A 15,425-nucleotide genomic window follows, 5' to 3' on the forward strand; every position below is an offset into this window, starting at 1 on the left:
CATGATGACGCTCTCTTCGCTGATGGTCCTGGCCCAGGTGGCCCCGGGACAGGTGGGCAGCGGCCGCATCCAGGGTGGGTGGGGCTATGTCTGGGCCTGCTACGGAATTACGCTGGCCCTGCTGGCCCTCTACGCTGTGTCGCTCTGGGTTCGCCGGCCCGGGGCTTCGCCCGACGCCAAGGAGTAAGCCCATGTCGCCCGTCGCCCGAAACCGACTCATCGCCCTGGGGGCCCTGCTCGTGGCAGGCGCCGGCCTCGCCTTCGTCGCCTTTGGCGATATCGGCAACAACCTCGTCTATTACTGGAGCCCCTCGGAGATGCTGTCCCAGGGGGACCGCGCCTACACCGCCACCATCCGCCTGGGCGGCGTGGTGCAGCCGGGCAGCATCCAGTGGAACGCGGAGCACACCACGCTCCACTTCCGCGTGGCGGACGGCCCCAAGGAGGGCGCGGCCAGCGTGCTGGTGCGCTCCACCGAGACGCCCCCGCAGATGTTCCGCGACAAGATTGGCGTCGTGGTGGAGGGCACCTACGACAAGTCCGGCGTCTTCAGCTCCAACCGGCTGATGGTGAACCACTCCAACGAGTACCGCGCCCCGAAAGAGGGCGAGGACCCGAACAAGTGGCGTGAGACGCTCTCCGACGCCACCACGGCCAGCACGGGGGCGAAGTGAACGGGACCCTTGGAAACGGCCTGGTGCTCGCGGGGCTCGCCTTCGCGGCCTTCGGCGCCATCGTCGGTCTGGCCAGCGGGCTGCGCCGCAGCGAGGCGGGCTTCCCGTGGGTGATGCGCGCGGTGTGGGGCTTCGCCGCCTGCATGGTGGGCGCGAACCTGACCATGGTGCACGCGCTGGTCACCAACGACTTCAGCGTGAAGTACGTGACGCAGGTGGGCAGCCTCGACACGCCGCTGCTCTACAAGGTGGTGTCGCTGTGGAGCGCCCTGGAGGGGTCCATCCTCTTCTGGGGCCTCATCATGGGCAGCTACATCGCCGCCTTCGCCTTCATCCACCGGCGCGAGCACGCGCGGTACATGCAACTGGCGCTGGGCACCATGCTGGCGGTGGGCGTCTTCTTCGCCTTCCTCATCGCCGGCCCGGCCAACCCGTGGGGCGCCGTCTTCCCGGTGCCCGCGGACGGCCCCGGCCCCAACCCGCTGCTGCAGAACCACATCCTCATGGTCATCCACCCGCCCATGCTCTACATGGGCTACGTGGGCATGACGGTGCCCTTCGGCGTCGCGGTGGCGGGCCTCTTGCGCGGCGAGATTGGCGAGGCGTGGATGGCGCCCCTGCGTCGCTGGACGCTGGTGGCGTGGGTCTTCCTCTCCGTCGGCATCATCCTCGGCGCCTGGTGGGCGTATGCCGTCCTCGGCTGGGGCGGCTACTGGGCGTGGGACCCGGTGGAGAACGCGTCCTTCCTGCCGTGGCTGACGGCGACGGCGTTCATGCACTCCACCATGGTGCAGGAGCGCAAGCGGATGCTGAAGCTGTGGACGCTCAGCCTCGCGCTCGCGTCCTTCGTGCTCACGATTCTGGGCACGTTCATGACCCGCTCGGGCATCTTCAACTCGGTGCACTCCTTCACCCAGTCGGACATCGGGCCCACCTTCCTGGTGTTCCTCGGCATCCTGCTGGTGGTGTGCATCGGCCTCCTGGCGTCGCGCGGCCACCTGCTGGTTCCGGAGGGGCGGCTGAGCTCCGCCATGTCCCGCGAGACGAGCATCCTGGTGAACAACCTGGTGTTCGTGGCGATTACCTTCACGGTGCTCCTGGGCACGCTGTACCCGCTGGTGTCGGAAGCGGTGCGCGGCATCCGCGTCTCCGTGGGTGAGCCCTACTTCAACAAGATGGCGGTGCCGGGCGGCATCGCGGTGCTCTTCCTGATGGGCGTGGGCCCGGTGCTTCCGTGGGGCACGCCGGACAAGGCCACGCTGCGCCGGCAGTTCATCATCCCCGCGGTGGTGGGCCTGCTGGTGACGGCGGCCTGCTACGCCTCGGGGCTGCGCGGCACCTACCCGCTCCTGACCTTCGGCCTGGCGGGCTTCGTCACCGTGGTCACCCTGCGCGAACTGGTGGCGCCGGTGCGCGTGCGCATGTCCGAGCGCAAGGAAGGCTTCGTCACCGCGCTGATGACGAGCGCCACCAAGGCGCAGCGCCGCTTCGGCGGCTACGTGGTGCACCTGGGCATCGTCCTCATCATCGTCGCCGTGGCCGCGTCGTCCGCGTACGTGAAGCACACGTCCGGCACGGTGCGGAAGGGCGAGAGCCTGGAGCTGGACGGCTACCAGATGAAGTACCAGGGGCTGGTCAGCGGCGAGGAGCCGCACCGCACCTACGTGGCGGCGCGCCTGGAGGTGACGGCGCCCAACGGCACCTGGTCCGAGCAGCGCCCGCGCCTCAACTACTACGAGCGGAGCACGGACCCCATCGGCACCCCGGCGGTGCGCGAGACGGCGGCCGAGGACCTCTACATCTCCATGATGGCCTTCTCCGAGCAGGCCGGCACGGCGAGCTTCAACGTCTGGGTCTTCCCGCTGGTGGGGTGGATCTGGTGGAGCATCCCCCTGCTGGTGCTGGGCACGCTCATCTCCATCTGGCCGCGCCGCAAGGCGGCGGTGGCGATGGCGACCGCTTCGGACGTGGGCGCGGCGCCTCCGCTGGCCGGGGGTGACGCGGAACGGGGGGCGGCTTAAATGGGACGCTGGCGCTACACCCTGGGCTTCGCCGTGCTGTGCGCGGGCCTGCTGGCCGTGCTCTACAAGGGCTTCGGTAGAGATCCTCACGAGGTGCCCTTCATGCTGAAGGGCAAGCCCGCCCCGGGCTTCTCGCTGCGCGCGCTGGACAGCGGCGAGCGGGTGAGCCTGTCGGACCTGAAGGGTCGCCCGGTGGTCATCAACTTCTGGGCGTCCTGGTGCGGGCCGTGCCAGATGGAGCACCCGGTGCTGGAGTGGGGCGCGCGCGAGTTCGGCTCGCAGGCGGTGTTCCTGGGCGTCGTCTTCGAGGACACCGAGGACAACGCGCGCCAGTTCCTCACGCGGCACGGGGCCAGCTTCCCGCAGCTCACGGACCCGCGCTCGCGCATGGCGGTGGACTACGGCGTGGCGGGCGTGCCGGAGACGTACTTCATCGACCCGAGCGGCGTCATCCGGGGCAAGCACGTGGGCCCCATCGACCCGCAGACGCTGGCCCTGCGCATCCGGGAGCTGACGGGGAAGGTCCCCGAGGCTCCCGCCGAGGCCGCGCGCTAGCAACCCGAGTCAACGAGGTGGGACGCATGCGGTGCCCGGAGTGCGGCGAAGCCTCGGATGCGCGGCTGAAGTACTGCGAGAACTGCGGCGCGAAGATGCCGGAGCGGCCCCAGGCCACCGGCGCGCGTCCGGCCGTGCGCCCCTCGCGCCCCAGCCGCAAGACGGAGGAGCCGGCGTACGCGGCGGAAATCCTCGAGGAGGTGGAGGAGCGCTCGCAGGCGTACGCCGTCGGTGCCGCGCCCACGCTGGACCCGGAGGAGAAGACGGACCCCGGACAGGCCCGCGCGCCGTACGAGGGCCCGAAGTGGCTGGAGTATGTGCCGGCGCACTCGCCCACCGTGGCGGGCGTGGGGGTGCTGGCGGTGGCGCTGGTGCTGTCCATCCTCCCCTTCTTCTCCGGGCCGGGCGTGCCCGGCTCGCTGCTGGCGCTGGTGGCCGGCGCGCTGCTGGTGGCGCGCGAGCTGCGCGCGGCCGGCCAGGCGCCGGCCTTCACCGAGCGGGTGCCGGAGGTGCTGCTGCGCCCCGAGGCCATGGCGATCTCCACGGTGGTGCTGGCGGCCGTCGCCGTGCGGATGCTGGGCTTCGGGCTCACGCCACTGCTGTGGGTGGCGGGCGTGGGGCTCCTCGGCTACGACCAGTGGAAGCAGGGCCTCTTCAGCGAGGACGTCGTGGGCCGGTACTTCGAGCCGCGCCGGCTGCTGGTGATGCCCCGGCTGGCGGCGCTGGTGGGCGTGTCGGTGTGCCTGCTGTCGCTGTTCGCCTCGTGGGCGACGGTGCGCTCGGAGCTGGGGGCGCTGCCGGAGAATGCGCCGGTGCCCCAGGGCCCTCCGGAGCTGCGGGTCGCCCGCGTGATTCGCCCCACGGATGACGTGCTCTATTCGCGGGGCGGTGACGTCACGCTGCTCTCCGGCTGGGACTTGCCGGCCTCGGTGGTGCCGGCGCTGGCGCTGCTCGTCGTGCTCGCGATGCTGGCGCTGCGCCCGGAGGTGGAACGTCCGTCCTGGGCGCGCTTCGTGCCCGCGGGCGCGGTGGGCCTGAGCCTCGTCTGGGTGGCCTTGAATATCCGCCTCGTGCCCGGCCCCTTCGGCTTCCTCGTGGGCCTGGGCGCGGTGGGCATGCTCGCCGCCCGCGAGTGGATGGGCCCGGAAGCGGACGCGGAGCCACCCACCTCCGACTACGACGAGTCGGAGGTGTCGCCCTTCGCCGACGACGAATCGGAGGTGTCGCCCTTCGCCGACGATGAGTCGGCGTTGTCGCCCATCGCCGACGACGACGAGTCGGAGCGGGGGTAGCCCCGCGCCTGCCTCACGCTTCGGCTACGGCGTGGTGAACTGGGTCAGCCAGTTCAGGTTGGTGCTCAGCGACCACGGGGCGGTGCCACTGCGCCACGTGTTGTCCAGCGTCAGGCCCACGCAACTGCCGGTGCGCATGTAGCAGTGGTCGGCCTGGAGGTCGGCCACCTGCGAGTCCTTGATGATGTACCAGCCGCTGCCGTTGCTCCGGAAGCACGAGGTCGCCAGGGGGCAGGACAGGCCCGTCGTCTGCGTGTTCTGGGCGCGCACCGCGGACTCGGTGGGGCCGACGAACACGTCCTGCTCGCCGTTGATGATGCGGAGGCGGTCGCTTGGCAGCGCGCGGTTGCCATCCGCGACGCAGGAGCTGAGGTTGTAGATGGAGTACTGGACGCCGCAGCCCAGGCCGTAGGCGGCGCGAACGCGGGCGTCATGGTTCTTGGCCAGGACGGCCATGACGGAACCCTGGCTGAAGCCCGCCACCACGATGCCCTTGGAGCAGTCCGCCTTGGCCCGCGCGCAGAGCCGGCCGACGGCGCTGGTGGACCGGCTCGCGTCGTAGGTGCACTTCGCGCGGCTATCAATCGTGGAGCAGGAGCCGAAGGTGGCGTTGTCATATTCGACGGTGGCCGCGACGTAGCCCCGGGCCGCCATCTCCGACACGGCGGCCAGCGCCGACGAATGGTCATACTGCTCCGTGGTGCCCACCGTGTAGATGAACACGGGGTACTTCCCCGTCGCCGCGGGCTCTTGACCGCGGATGTTGTACGTCGTTCCACAGACCAGCCCGCTGCCGCCCGAGTACGTCGCCGTGAAGCTGCTCAGCGACTGCGCTCCAGCCACGGGGGCCCATGCCAGGGCCAGGAATGCGCCAAGAAGGAAGCTCGCGCCTACGTTCTTCATGACTTCACCTCGTTGATTGGGGACTCACTGCACAGCCGGGTGCCACCAGCGCCGCGAACGCGGCGCCGTCAGCACTCAGGTTCTTCGTGGGATGACGACGGATGCATCAACAGACATCCAGCGGAGGCCTGTTGATACATTCTTAGACCCCAATCCAGAAAGTTTGTCCATACCACTTATTGCTGGATGGCTGCTTTTTCTGGATTTGTTCCGCAATGCGAAACATTGCCACCGGGAGTTCCGCGAGGCGAAACATCGAGACATGACAGTGATTGAGGACCGGGGTCGCGGGGTGGGTCCGCCGATACACTGAGGGCCGTCGGTCGTTCACCTGCTACGAAGGGTGTCGCGGACTGATCATCCTGGGGGGCCTGCCCCAGGGCCTCCGCCCACTGGCCGCCATGGACTCGGCGGCGGCCTGCGACTGAACGCTCGCCGGGGCTGCTGCGCGTCCGGCAGCGATCAATCCCGTTGGACGGCTGGCCGGAGCAGCGTCGCCTCTGCGACCCGGGAGGTTGAGTTTCGTCAACCCAACCAACACTCCGCGAAATTTCACGTGCTTTCCACGCTCGGGGTTCCACGACCCTGGCGTACCTTGGCCGCGCCAACAACACGGTACAGGCACCATCGCGAGTCCAGGCACGGGGGAGCGCGGCATGGTTGGCCCGAGGACGGCACCCATTCGGACGGGAAGCACGAGCACCTTCACGCTGAAGCAGAAGCGCCTGCACATCATCTTGCTGGACCCAAGAGAAGCGCCCTACGCCGGGCTGGAATACGTGCTCACGGTGGGCAGGACGGAGCACCACGGCAGGACCGCCGCGGACGGCTCGCTCTCCCATGAGGTGCCGGGCCTGCCCGGTGGTGAGCTGGTGCTGAAGCTCCCCGCGCCCGACGCGGCCTCCGCGCCCGAGCCAGCCTCCGTCGCGCCACCCGGAGCACCACCCCCCTACCCGCCCCCCGTCCTCGACGCCGACTTCCCGGACACCCCCGCCGCCTCCACGCCCGAGTCGGTGACGCTGCGTTGGACGCTCCAGCTCCAGTCATTGGTGAGCTTCGACGCGGACGCGGTGCGTGCCGCGCAGGAGCGGCTGCACAACCTGGGCTTTCCCGCTGACGGTGAGCGAGGCAGCCCGGGCCCCCGCACCCGCGCTGCCGTGCGCGCCTTCCAGCGCACGCACGGCCTGCCCGAGACGGGGCAGCTCGCGGACGTGCAGCAAGAGCTCATCCGGCAACACGACGCCTGACGCACGCCCATGCCCCGCTTCGTGCTCACGGCCTGTGTCGCCCTCACTTCCTCGGGAGGGCGCAACCGGAACCGGCTGCGGCCCGCCAGCTTCGGCGTGGCGGACTTCCGGCTCTCCACCCCCGGTGGGACATCGTCCCGCTGCCACCTGCCCTCTCCCTTCCGCGCCCCCGGCGGCGGAGAGGACGGCTTCCACTTCGCACCCGAGGTCGAGCCCGTGGAGCTCGCCTACCGGTTGAGCAACACCGGTGGCCTGGCCCGCACCGGGAAGCTGGAGCTCTTCACGCGCCACCAGAAGGCATCCCTGTGGTCTCGCGAGCTGTCGGCCGAGGAGGTCACCGCGGGTGACCACCGGCTGCGCTGGGACGGGCGCGTGACGGAGTGCGACGCCTTCCCCGACGGCGTCGTCACCGTGGAGCACTCGCCCTACAAGCTGAAGCTCACGCTGCAAGGGGGCGGTTGGGCGGAGTGCCCGGTGGCCTGGACGTACTTCCACGTGCTGGTGGATGGAATGGACCTGGAGCTGGGGGACTCGCGCGTGCTGTCATGGCAGAGAGACCGCGAGGTGGCCGCGGCGCTGGGGAAGCTGCCCGCGCCCGGGGAGAAGGCCGAAGTGCGGCTCGTCAGCAACCTCTTCAAGACGGACTCGGTCGAGATGGAGAAGGACATCGACTTCCGTCAGTACCGGGCCACCTGGGGCAATGGACCGGACATCCCCATCTTCGCGCGCGTGTGGCTGAAGGACTCGGCGGGCCGGCGCGTCGAGGCGCCGAAGGCGTTGGGGCGGGTGCGCTTCCTCTGGGACTGGGAGGACATGGCCGAGGACCTCACGCCTCACACGCCTCACGCGCGCAGCTTCCTGGCGCAGGCACTCAATCGCGAGTGCTCGGCCTCACGGCCCATGGGGGACAACGCGCATCGGGACGTGGGTGGCAAGAGGGGCCAGCCCTCGTCCGCCGTGTTCCCGAAACAGGAGGGCTACGCGCCTCGGGACACTCCGCGCAACGGCGTATTTCCCTTTCGAGTCGTGCCCTGCGGCCGTCGCAAGTGGGCGGCCTTCACCGAGGCGTGGACGTCCGGTGCCTATGCGGGGCGGACAGGCGTGCTGTTCCAGCCCTCGCGCATCGCGGGGGACGCGTGGCGCGTGACGGTGCAGCTCGCCTACGAGCGGCGCAAGGACGGGGCCGTGGCGCTGGACATCGAGGACGCCGCGCCCCTGCCCGCCGCGGTGCGCGTCACCACCGGTATTTTCGAGACCTGGCGCGAGGTCCACATCTCGCGCGTGGTCCGAAAGCACGCGGGCATCGCGGGCTTCTCACTGGCGGCAGTGCAGGCGCAGTTCGAGCGCGCATTCCTGAGGCTGGTGGACAAGAGCGGCGGTGCCACGGAGCTTCCGTCGGCGGAGTACAACGCGCGCATCGCGGCGGCGGTGAAGGCCCACCGCGCGTGGGAGCTTCGCGCGGCCATCGACCCCGCGGTGGACCAGCACGCCTCGGGAGACCACGCGCTCGCCTTCCGCACGTACGTGGAGTTCCTGCAGGAGGTGAAGCGTCAGAAGCGCTGTGACGACGCCGCGCTTTCCACGGTGCTCGGCGCCTCGACCCTCCGGTCCTCCCTGCTCAAGGAGATGGACTACAACCTCCAGTGCAAGGACTGGGCGAAGGAAATCATTGTCACGGCTTTCGATACGCTTCCGGATGTGCAGCCGGGGCTCCTGCTCCTCCAGTTCTCCGGCCTCTACAACCTGGAGCGGCAGCCGGGTGGCCTCTCGGTCAACGGGTTCTCCAAGGAGTTGCCTTCACGCGACCGGAACCGCTGCGCCATCGTCCAGTGCGGCTCGGCGAACAACTATGCCGGCAACGCCAACTCCCTGGAGCAGACCATTGCCCACGAACTGGGCCACCAGCTCTTCCTTCCTCACGCCCCCTTCCCAGTGCATCGGGTTCCCTCCAGTGCGCGTGCGGCCCTGCATGACCAGAACGGAAGTGACTGCCTGATGGGCTACGACTACTCCGCGGAGCGGCGGCTGTGCGGCCTCTGCCTCCTGCGGCTCCGGGGCTGGAACGCGATGAAGTTGAACAGTGACGGGAGCCGGAACGCACACCCATGAGCGCGCTCGTCCTGTCGTGTCCGGCGTTGCTGCTGGTCCTCTCTCTTGCGGGCGGCGCGGGCCCTCCTCCCAGCCCGTCGGTGCCCCGCCCTTCGTCCCCTACCGGAGGTCCTTCCTTGAGCATCCAGTTCCGGCTCCCCAAGGAGCGCTTCACCGCGGCGGAAGAACGCACGGCGCGCATCATCCTCCGCAACGAGGGCCATGAGCCCCTGGAGCTGAGGGACCCATACCGGAACGCCGACCAATCACTGACCTACACGTTGACCGGGCCGGAGTACCCCGACGGACGGAGCGTCACCTATCGCTCGTATGTCCTGCGAAATCCGGCCTTCATCCTCGCGGAGGATGTGGCTCCGCGAGTGCGGCTGGGCTCCGGACAGGCCATTGAGTTCGTCGTGCAACTCGATGCGCTCTTTCCCACCACGCGACCCGGGCGCTACCGCCTGAGTGCCCGGTTGAATCAGGAGAACGTCACCGCGACGGCCACTCCAGTCGAGTTCGAACTCGTGTCCTCCTCCGCCAGCCCCGCATCCCTGGGCTTCACCGTGAACGCGCCCTTTGGCACCGGCACCATGGCGCTGTGGCTCCAGGAGGCCGACGGACAGTCGCTGCTGCTGGGCAGCTACTACGACGACAACAATGCGGAAGACCTCAATGCTGGCATCACCATGCGGCCGGCGACGGTCCTGGGGCCTGTCGAGCCCGGCACCACGGAGGTGCTGAAACCCTGGTCCAATGACATACAAGGCGGCGGGTCCGTGAACTGGGCCCTGTGGCGCCGGGGCACCTCGCTGCTGGCGCTCGCGGGTCCGGCGACCACGCACAAGCCGTTCCGCTTCGACCTGGGTGAAGCCCCCGAACGCATCGTCCGCCCGCCACTGGATACCGCCAATGGAGAGCTCTTCGTCCCCGTGCTGGGCGCCGGCGGGAAGACCCTGCGGCTCATCCGCTTCCAGACCTCCTTTGACGCCACGGAAGTCACCCCGGGACGCGAGGTGGGCCGCGTCATCCTGCCCGGAGCTCCCATCGCCACGCGCGCCACGCTCCAGCCCGCATCGGTCGGCAATGGCATCAGCGTGTTCCTGGTCGAGGAGTCCCAAGGAGGGGTGGACCTGCACCACGTTCGCACCACCAGCACCGGGCGTTTGACTCGCGTGGCCAGCACCCTGGTCCGCGGCGTTCGCGCCATGCCGCAGTCCGGGCCCGGGCTGTGGATAGACCCGGCGGGACGGCTCCATGCCGCGCTGGTGGCAGCTTCGCCGAAGAACCCCTTGCGGGCCCTGCTCGTGGAGGCGCGCTACCGCGCGGATGGGCGGCTGGAGGCGTCCCCCAGGGTGACGCCACTCGAACCGCTGCCCTCGCCACCGGTCGCCGCGGTCGCCCGCTACCGAATCGACGCCCATCGCGGTGGGGAGCTGTCGTGGGCCATCCTCCTGGAGGACGGTCGCGTCCTACACAGGCAATCCGACACGTACGGCGGTCTCTTGAAGCCCCGGAGCCCGGTCGCCGTACCGCTGGAGCTGTTCCAGAGCCGGGCCGTATACCTGCTCTGCGTCGACCCCGTCCTGGGCCCCACCTTCGAGGAGCTGCGCTGAAGAAGCGGGAGGCCGGGCTCCGCCGGACAGTCTGACTGGCGGACCCGTGGGCCCCCGGGAAGCGACCGGAGGGACGGGCGCCCGGCGCGCAGGTTTCGCTGTCCAAGATGGGCCCGGTAGCGCTACGTAGGGACGGTTCCTGGGAGTCCGATGACCGCTGCCCTCCTGTCGCTGACCCTCGCCTTCAGCCTCCTCACCGGCCAGTACGCGCCCCAGCAGGGCGGAAGCCAACCTCTCGAACCGAAACTGGAGGCTCGCGTCCAGCAGCTCGGGAAGCAGCTGCGCTGCGCCGTGTGCCAGGGCGTGTCCATCGCGGACAGCCCGGCCTCCATGGCGCGAGCCCAGCTCGACACCGTGCGTTCGCTCGTGGCCGAGGGAAAGAGTGACGAGGAGGTCGTGGACTACTTCGTCGCCCGCTACGGCGAGTGGGTGCTGCTGGAGCCCACGGCCCAGGGCTTCAACTGGCTCGTGTGGTTGGGCCCGGTGGCGCTCCTCGCGGTGGGCGGCTTCGTCATCTGGAGACAGCTCCAGCGTGGCCCTCCCGAAACGCAGCCCGCGAAGCAGACCGCCACCCCGGCGACACCGGCGGGAACCGCGCCGGCGGAAGAAGAAGACCCGTACCTCCAGGCCGTGCGCCGGGAAATGGAGCGCTGAGCCATGCAGCAGACGACCAACTGGTTGCCCGGAATCATCGTGTTGGCGGTCGCCTTCGTGGCCGCCGCCGCCTGGCTCATCTTCCAGCGCAGCCGCGGCGCGCTCACCACGAACGAGCCGCGCGACGGAGCGCTGGACGACCTGTCGCAGCGGGCGCAGTCGCTCATCGACCAGCTCCGCTCACTGGAGGCCGACAAGCACAACCTGGGCGCCGAGCAGTACGCGACGGAGAAGTCCCGCCTGGAGCGCGAGGCCGCCGGTGCGCTGCGCGCGAAGGACGAGCACCTCAAGCGCAAGGCGTCGGGTGAAGGCGCCAAGGCGCGGGCACCGGCCCCGGTGGGCACGGGCTGGGCGGCGCGCAATCCGCAGCTCGCGGGCGCGCTGTGGGGCGCGGGCATCGTGCTGTTCTTCGGCGGGCTGGGCTACCTGCTCGTCTCCGAGCAGCAGCCGCGCGAGGACGGCCGTGAGGCCACGGGCCGGATGCCGGGTGGCCAGCAGGCACAGCAACAGCAGCAGCAGGGCAACGGCATGGGCGCGCAGGAGGAAGGCCCGGACATGCAGGAGGCCCGGGCGCGGCTCCAGTCCAACGCGGGAGATGTCGAGTCCGCGGCGCTGCTGAGCCACGAGCTGATCCGTCGGCAGGAGTTCGAGGAGGCCTTGAAGGTGACGGCGAAGGGCCTGGCCGCGGACCCGTTCAACGTCGAGCTGCGCGTGCACCGCGGCGTGCTGCGTGCGACGCAGGGAGATCTGTCGGGTGCGGAGGCGGAGCTGACGGAGCTGGTGGACACGTGGCCGGACGCGCAGGAGGCGCTCATCTTCCTGGGCAGCCTCGCGCTGCGGCGCGGCGACAAGGCGAGGGCGCTGGAGCACTTCGAGCGCTTCTCCGTCGAGGTGCCTCGCAACATGCAGCCTCCGCAGCTCGGGCCCGCGATTGCGCAGTTGCGCTCCGAAGTCACGGGTGGCGGCACGCCGTGAGGTGACGCGGAGGGCTCGGTCATGGGGAAGCGGATGAAGCGCGACGAGCCACTTCCCGCGTACTGAGGCGTGAGCCGTCAGCGGACTCGCCACCTGCCGACAAGTCCTGAGGTCCGGCGCTTCAGGCCGATTCGTGGGCTCGCGCCAGGCCCCGCGCCCGGACGAGCTGCATGCAGGAGATGACGGCCGCGATGAGCATGGCGCCGCCATCCAGGATGCCTCCCAGGAACAAGAAGACGCCGCCGAGCAGGACATCGAGCGCGAAGACGCCCCAGCCTACAGCGGTGCTCCGGGTGAGTGTCAGCAGTCCCGCGAAGCCGAGGAACACTGCTGCGAAGCATGCGCCGCCCGCGAGGAAATAGAGCTCCCTGTCGGAGGGAGCACTCATTGCGCCCAGCACGCCAACGACGACCAGCATCACCGCGACGCCACACTGGACGAGCGCCATGTCGCGCATCAGCGCGCGGCGCAAGCGCACCGGGTCCGTCACCTTGTCGCGCTCCAGACAGTCAGGGCAGTGCGTCCGCTCGGATTCGAGGGCTTCCGGCAGGCACCCGTCACAGTAGAAGCCGCCGCACCGGGGACAGGTGCGCGTCTCCTCCACCTGGGGATGGCGGGGACAGCGCGGGCCCGTGTCGGCGGACGGTGCCGCAACCACACGTCCTGCTTCCGGTCCGCCCGCCGCGCCTCCGTCGGGCGACAGCGAAGCGACAGCTTCCACGGCCACGGTGGCTCCCGCGAGTGATGCGAGGCAGCTCGGACAGAACTCCGTCCCCCGAGGTGACGCCGTGCCGCAAGCACACCGCACCCGGCGGGAGTCTCCCTCACGGAGCGATGAAGAGCCCTCACGCCAGGGTGCCGCATCGAACGGCTGGCCAGGCTCCCAGACGGTGATGGAAGCCGGCCCTTCAGCCGAGACTTCCGACGCCGGGCCCGCTGTGACCTCTGCCACGAAGCCATCGGGCATGGCCCGGGCCGCGTGCTGCTTCGTGCGAATCTCCTCCTGGACCGACGCACTGGACGCCCGCAGCAGGGCGCCTACCGGCAATCGCCCCATGGAGAGGGAGACCGCCGTGCCCGCGACCAGCAGGTCCGTATTCCCCACGGGGCGCGCTTCCTTCACCAGTTCCAGCGTGTCGAAGAGGCGCCACGGCGGACGGACGCGCACGGCGCCCTCGGGGACGGGGGCCACCGGCTGGAAGAGCAATTCGCGCACTTCGCCGTCGAGGCTCAGTGGCAGCGTCCAACGCAGGACCTGCCCGCGCTCCAGCGAGGGCAACGGTGCACGCAGCAGCTCCCGACGCGTCTCCGCATCGAGCACGCGCAGGCCCGCATCCGGAGCCATGGGAGTGAAGGCCCCCTGCAGCCAGATGCTCGCGGTCGCCCGGGTGCCCTCGGGCGAGCGGACCACCGGGTCCACGTGGAGCTGCACCGTGCCGAACTCGCGCGGCTGGCGGCCCACCTGGTCGAGGATGTCCGGGAGGAGGCTTTCGTCCATGCGGCGCAAGGAACCTCAAATGCGCCAATGAGCGCAACCGGGTCACCCCCGACAACGGCGTGCTTGTGCTGCCTCTGATTTGTCGGGAAATTCTGTATTTCCTACTTCAGAGAAAGAGGCCCCATGAAACCACTCCGGATGGTCGTGCTCCTGTCCACTCTCTGTGCGGCCCTCGCCGGCTGCGGAGATGGACAAGCTCCGGGTCCGCAAGCCGCTCCCGATGAGGTCTCGACTCCGCAGGCGCTCGCCGGGGTGTGCGACGGCGTCACGTGCAGTGGCCACGGCGTCTGCAAGGACAACGCGGGGAGCGCGGTCTGCGTTTGTGACGAGGGCTTCACGGGAGGCGCCTGCGCTACGCGGGGCGCGGACTACGGCGCGCGCACGCTGCTCATGCCGTACCTGGCCGACCCGGACGTCTACAAGGAGAACGACGACCTGTTCTTCCTCACCGGCACTGGCAACGGCGTGCTGCTGCCCCTCTACGAGTCGAACGACCTGCGAACCTTCACCTTCAAGAAGGACTACAACCCGTCGGCGGCGGACCCCGTCTACGACTACTGCTTCCTCTGGGCGCCGGACCTCGGCAAGTACAGCGGGGCCTACCAGCTCTACTTCTCGGCGCACCGTGTGCCCAACGGCGCGGCGTGCCCGCCGGCCGGCCAGGAGGTGACGACCTTCGTCGCCACGGCCCCGGATTTGAACTTCAACTTCAGCGCGCCCCAGCCCATCAACGCCAACACCACGTACCCGCGCACCTCCACGGGCACGGCGTGCCTGCCGCAGGGCTGCAACCGGAACATCCGCATCGACTCGGCCACGTTCAACGACACGTCCGGCCGCTGGTTCTTCTACGTGTGGTTCGACCGGGGCAACAACATCTCCTCGTACAACACGGCCGCGCCCGGCACCGTCTACAACCACGCGGGCCCGGCAGTGTTCGCGACACCCGCCTACGAGGAGGGCATCAACGAAGCCCCCGAGCTCTTCAAGCGCAATGGCCAGTACTACCTGCTCTTCAGCGGCGGTTGGTACAACAGCCAGTACACCATGTACTACGTGATGGGGGACTCCATCCCCCAGCTCACGCGGGCACGGGCCGTGCGACGCCTCTCCCAGCCGCTGCGCAACTCCGCGGGCAGGCTGGTGCAGAGCCACGGCCACAACGTCCTCGTCGAGCGCCGGGGTGAGGTCTTCAACGTCTTCCACGTCGGTGCCTTCGACGCCGCGGGCAACCTCACCTCACGCAGCACGTACAAGCAGCGCGTGGCCTTCAAGCCGGACGGCTCGATGCACTCGCTCAACCAGGTGAACGTGCGGTGGAACAAGCTGACGGGCTACAGCTACTCGCTCGACGTCGTGCTGCGCGACGGCACGGTGGTTGGCCCGTGCCTCGCCGTGGGCGTCCTCGGGCAGGCCAACAAGACTGTCTTTGACGGCGTGTGCCGCAGCGCGGGCGACCGCGTGGTGACGAAGGGCGACATTGCCGCCTTCCGCATCTTCTACTCGAACAACGGCGTCTGGGGACCCTTCGTCGAGACGGCCTATGACGGCATCTCCGACGACGTGGCCCTGGACCTGCCCGGTGGATTCACGCCCTTCGTGGACCTGAGCTGGAGCGAGGAGGAGACCACCGCCCAATACTCCATCGACGTGCAGCGGCGGGACACCGGGGCGTGGATTGGCCCGTGCATCGGCGTCACGGCGGTGAACAAGAGCCTGTCGTGGACGTACCAGGGGCGCTGCGACACGCCGGGCATCAACGTGCCGTACTCCAACATCCAGGCATTCCGCGTCTGCTCCGCCGTGAATGGGGACTGGGCCCACGCGCGCTGCGGTGCCACGGCCTATGACGGCCGCAGCATGCACTCGCAAGTCGTCATTCCCTGAGCTGGAAAGGCAGAG

General features: G+C 69.5%; 13 protein-coding genes. 11 read left to right on the forward strand and 2 right to left on the reverse strand.

Annotated elements, in window-relative coordinates; all coding sequences use genetic code 11:
* The first annotated feature begins 1 nt into the window (after position 1).
* From OV427_RS01120 to OV427_RS01140, 5 genes are read left to right on the forward strand one after another with little or no spacing between them, the layout of a single operon-like run.
* Positions 2 to 187: a hypothetical protein gene (locus OV427_RS01120; protein WP_267854254.1), complete on the forward strand. Its 186-nt coding sequence runs from the start codon at positions 2 to 4 to the stop codon at positions 185 to 187.
* Positions 188 to 191: 4 nt separating this feature from the next.
* Positions 192 to 674 (forward strand): cytochrome c maturation protein CcmE, encoded by a 483-nt coding sequence (locus OV427_RS01125; RefSeq protein ID WP_267854255.1) that lies wholly within the window; start codon positions 192 to 194, stop codon positions 672 to 674.
* Positions 671 to 2,695, forward strand: a complete 2,025-nt coding sequence (locus OV427_RS01130; protein WP_267854256.1) for a heme lyase CcmF/NrfE family subunit — start codon at positions 671 to 673, stop codon at positions 2,693 to 2,695. Before OV427_RS01125 ends, OV427_RS01130 begins: the two co-directional genes overlap by 4 nt.
* A complete protein-coding gene (locus OV427_RS01135; RefSeq protein WP_267854257.1) occupies positions 2,696 to 3,250 on the forward strand; it encodes a TlpA family protein disulfide reductase in 555 nt (184 codons plus the stop codon).
* Between the two features lie 26 nt (positions 3,251 to 3,276).
* On the forward strand, positions 3,277 to 4,542 hold the full coding sequence (locus OV427_RS01140; protein ID WP_267854258.1) for a zinc ribbon domain-containing protein: 1,266 nt from the start codon (positions 3,277 to 3,279) through the stop codon (positions 4,540 to 4,542).
* Positions 4,543 to 4,566: 24 nt separating this feature from the next.
* Here OV427_RS01140 and OV427_RS01145 read toward each other — a convergent pair whose 3' ends face one another.
* A complete protein-coding gene (locus OV427_RS01145) occupies positions 4,567 to 5,445 on the reverse strand; it encodes an alpha/beta hydrolase family protein (protein ID WP_267854259.1) in 879 nt (292 codons plus the stop codon).
* A 656-nt stretch (positions 5,446 to 6,101) separates the two neighbouring features.
* On the opposite strand from OV427_RS01145, the gene OV427_RS01150 reads away from it, so the two are divergent.
* From OV427_RS01150 to OV427_RS01170, 5 genes are all read left to right on the forward strand, one after another.
* On the forward strand, positions 6,102 to 6,692 hold the full coding sequence (locus OV427_RS01150; RefSeq protein WP_267854260.1) for a peptidoglycan-binding domain-containing protein: 591 nt from the start codon (positions 6,102 to 6,104) through the stop codon (positions 6,690 to 6,692).
* A 9-nt stretch (positions 6,693 to 6,701) separates the two neighbouring features.
* Complete coding sequence (locus tag OV427_RS01155) at positions 6,702 to 8,801, forward strand: hypothetical protein (RefSeq protein ID WP_267854261.1); 2,100 nt, start codon at positions 6,702 to 6,704, stop codon at positions 8,799 to 8,801.
* A gap of 116 nt (positions 8,802 to 8,917) precedes the next feature.
* The gene (locus OV427_RS01160) at positions 8,918 to 10,396 is read left to right on the forward strand and encodes a hypothetical protein (protein ID WP_267854262.1); all 1,479 of its coding nucleotides are present in this window, start codon (positions 8,918 to 8,920) and stop codon (positions 10,394 to 10,396) included.
* A gap of 150 nt (positions 10,397 to 10,546) precedes the next feature.
* Positions 10,547 to 11,050: a cytochrome c-type biogenesis protein gene (locus OV427_RS01165; protein WP_267854263.1), complete on the forward strand. Its 504-nt coding sequence runs from the start codon at positions 10,547 to 10,549 to the stop codon at positions 11,048 to 11,050.
* Between the two features lie 3 nt (positions 11,051 to 11,053).
* Positions 11,054 to 12,025: a tetratricopeptide repeat protein gene (locus OV427_RS01170; protein ID WP_267854264.1), complete on the forward strand. Its 972-nt coding sequence runs from the start codon at positions 11,054 to 11,056 to the stop codon at positions 12,023 to 12,025.
* Between the two features lie 121 nt (positions 12,026 to 12,146).
* Here the strand turns inward: OV427_RS01170 and OV427_RS01175 are convergent, their stop codons facing one another.
* Complete coding sequence (locus tag OV427_RS01175; protein ID WP_267854265.1) at positions 12,147 to 13,523, reverse strand: hypothetical protein; 1,377 nt, start codon at positions 13,521 to 13,523, stop codon at positions 12,147 to 12,149.
* Between the two features lie 123 nt (positions 13,524 to 13,646).
* Here OV427_RS01175 and OV427_RS01180 point away from each other — a divergent pair, with 123 nt between their 5' ends.
* Entirely contained in the window at positions 13,647 to 15,410 is a 1,764-nt protein-coding gene (locus tag OV427_RS01180) for a family 43 glycosylhydrolase (RefSeq protein ID WP_267854266.1), read from the forward strand.
* Positions 15,411 to 15,425: the final 15 nt, after the last annotated feature.

This window comes from Pyxidicoccus sp. MSG2 (genome assembly GCF_026626705.1).
Classification (GTDB): Bacteria; Myxococcota; Myxococcia; order Myxococcales; family Myxococcaceae; genus Myxococcus.

Coding starts and splice junctions, on each gene's coding strand:
- OV427_RS01180 (WP_267854266.1), top strand. CDS start 13,647: ATGAAACCACTCCGGATGGTCGTGCTCCTGTCCACTCTCTGTGCGGCC.
- OV427_RS01170 (WP_267854264.1), top strand. CDS start 11,054: ATGCAGCAGACGACCAACTGGTTGCCCGGAATCATCGTGTTGGCGGTC.
- OV427_RS01150 (WP_267854260.1), top strand. CDS start 6,102: ATGGTTGGCCCGAGGACGGCACCCATTCGGACGGGAAGCACGAGCACC.
- OV427_RS01155 (WP_267854261.1), top strand. CDS start 6,702: ATGCCCCGCTTCGTGCTCACGGCCTGTGTCGCCCTCACTTCCTCGGGA.
- OV427_RS01140 (WP_267854258.1), top strand. CDS start 3,277: ATGCGGTGCCCGGAGTGCGGCGAAGCCTCGGATGCGCGGCTGAAGTAC.
- OV427_RS01165 (WP_267854263.1), top strand. CDS start 10,547: ATGACCGCTGCCCTCCTGTCGCTGACCCTCGCCTTCAGCCTCCTCACC.
- OV427_RS01145 (WP_267854259.1), bottom strand. CDS start 5,445: ATGAAGAACGTAGGCGCGAGCTTCCTTCTTGGCGCATTCCTGGCCCTG.
- OV427_RS01175 (WP_267854265.1), bottom strand. CDS start 13,523: ATGGACGAAAGCCTCCTCCCGGACATCCTCGACCAGGTGGGCCGCCAG.
- OV427_RS01120 (WP_267854254.1), top strand. CDS start 2: ATGATGACGCTCTCTTCGCTGATGGTCCTGGCCCAGGTGGCCCCGGGA.
- OV427_RS01125 (WP_267854255.1), top strand. CDS start 192: ATGTCGCCCGTCGCCCGAAACCGACTCATCGCCCTGGGGGCCCTGCTC.
- OV427_RS01135 (WP_267854257.1), top strand. CDS start 2,696: ATGGGACGCTGGCGCTACACCCTGGGCTTCGCCGTGCTGTGCGCGGGC.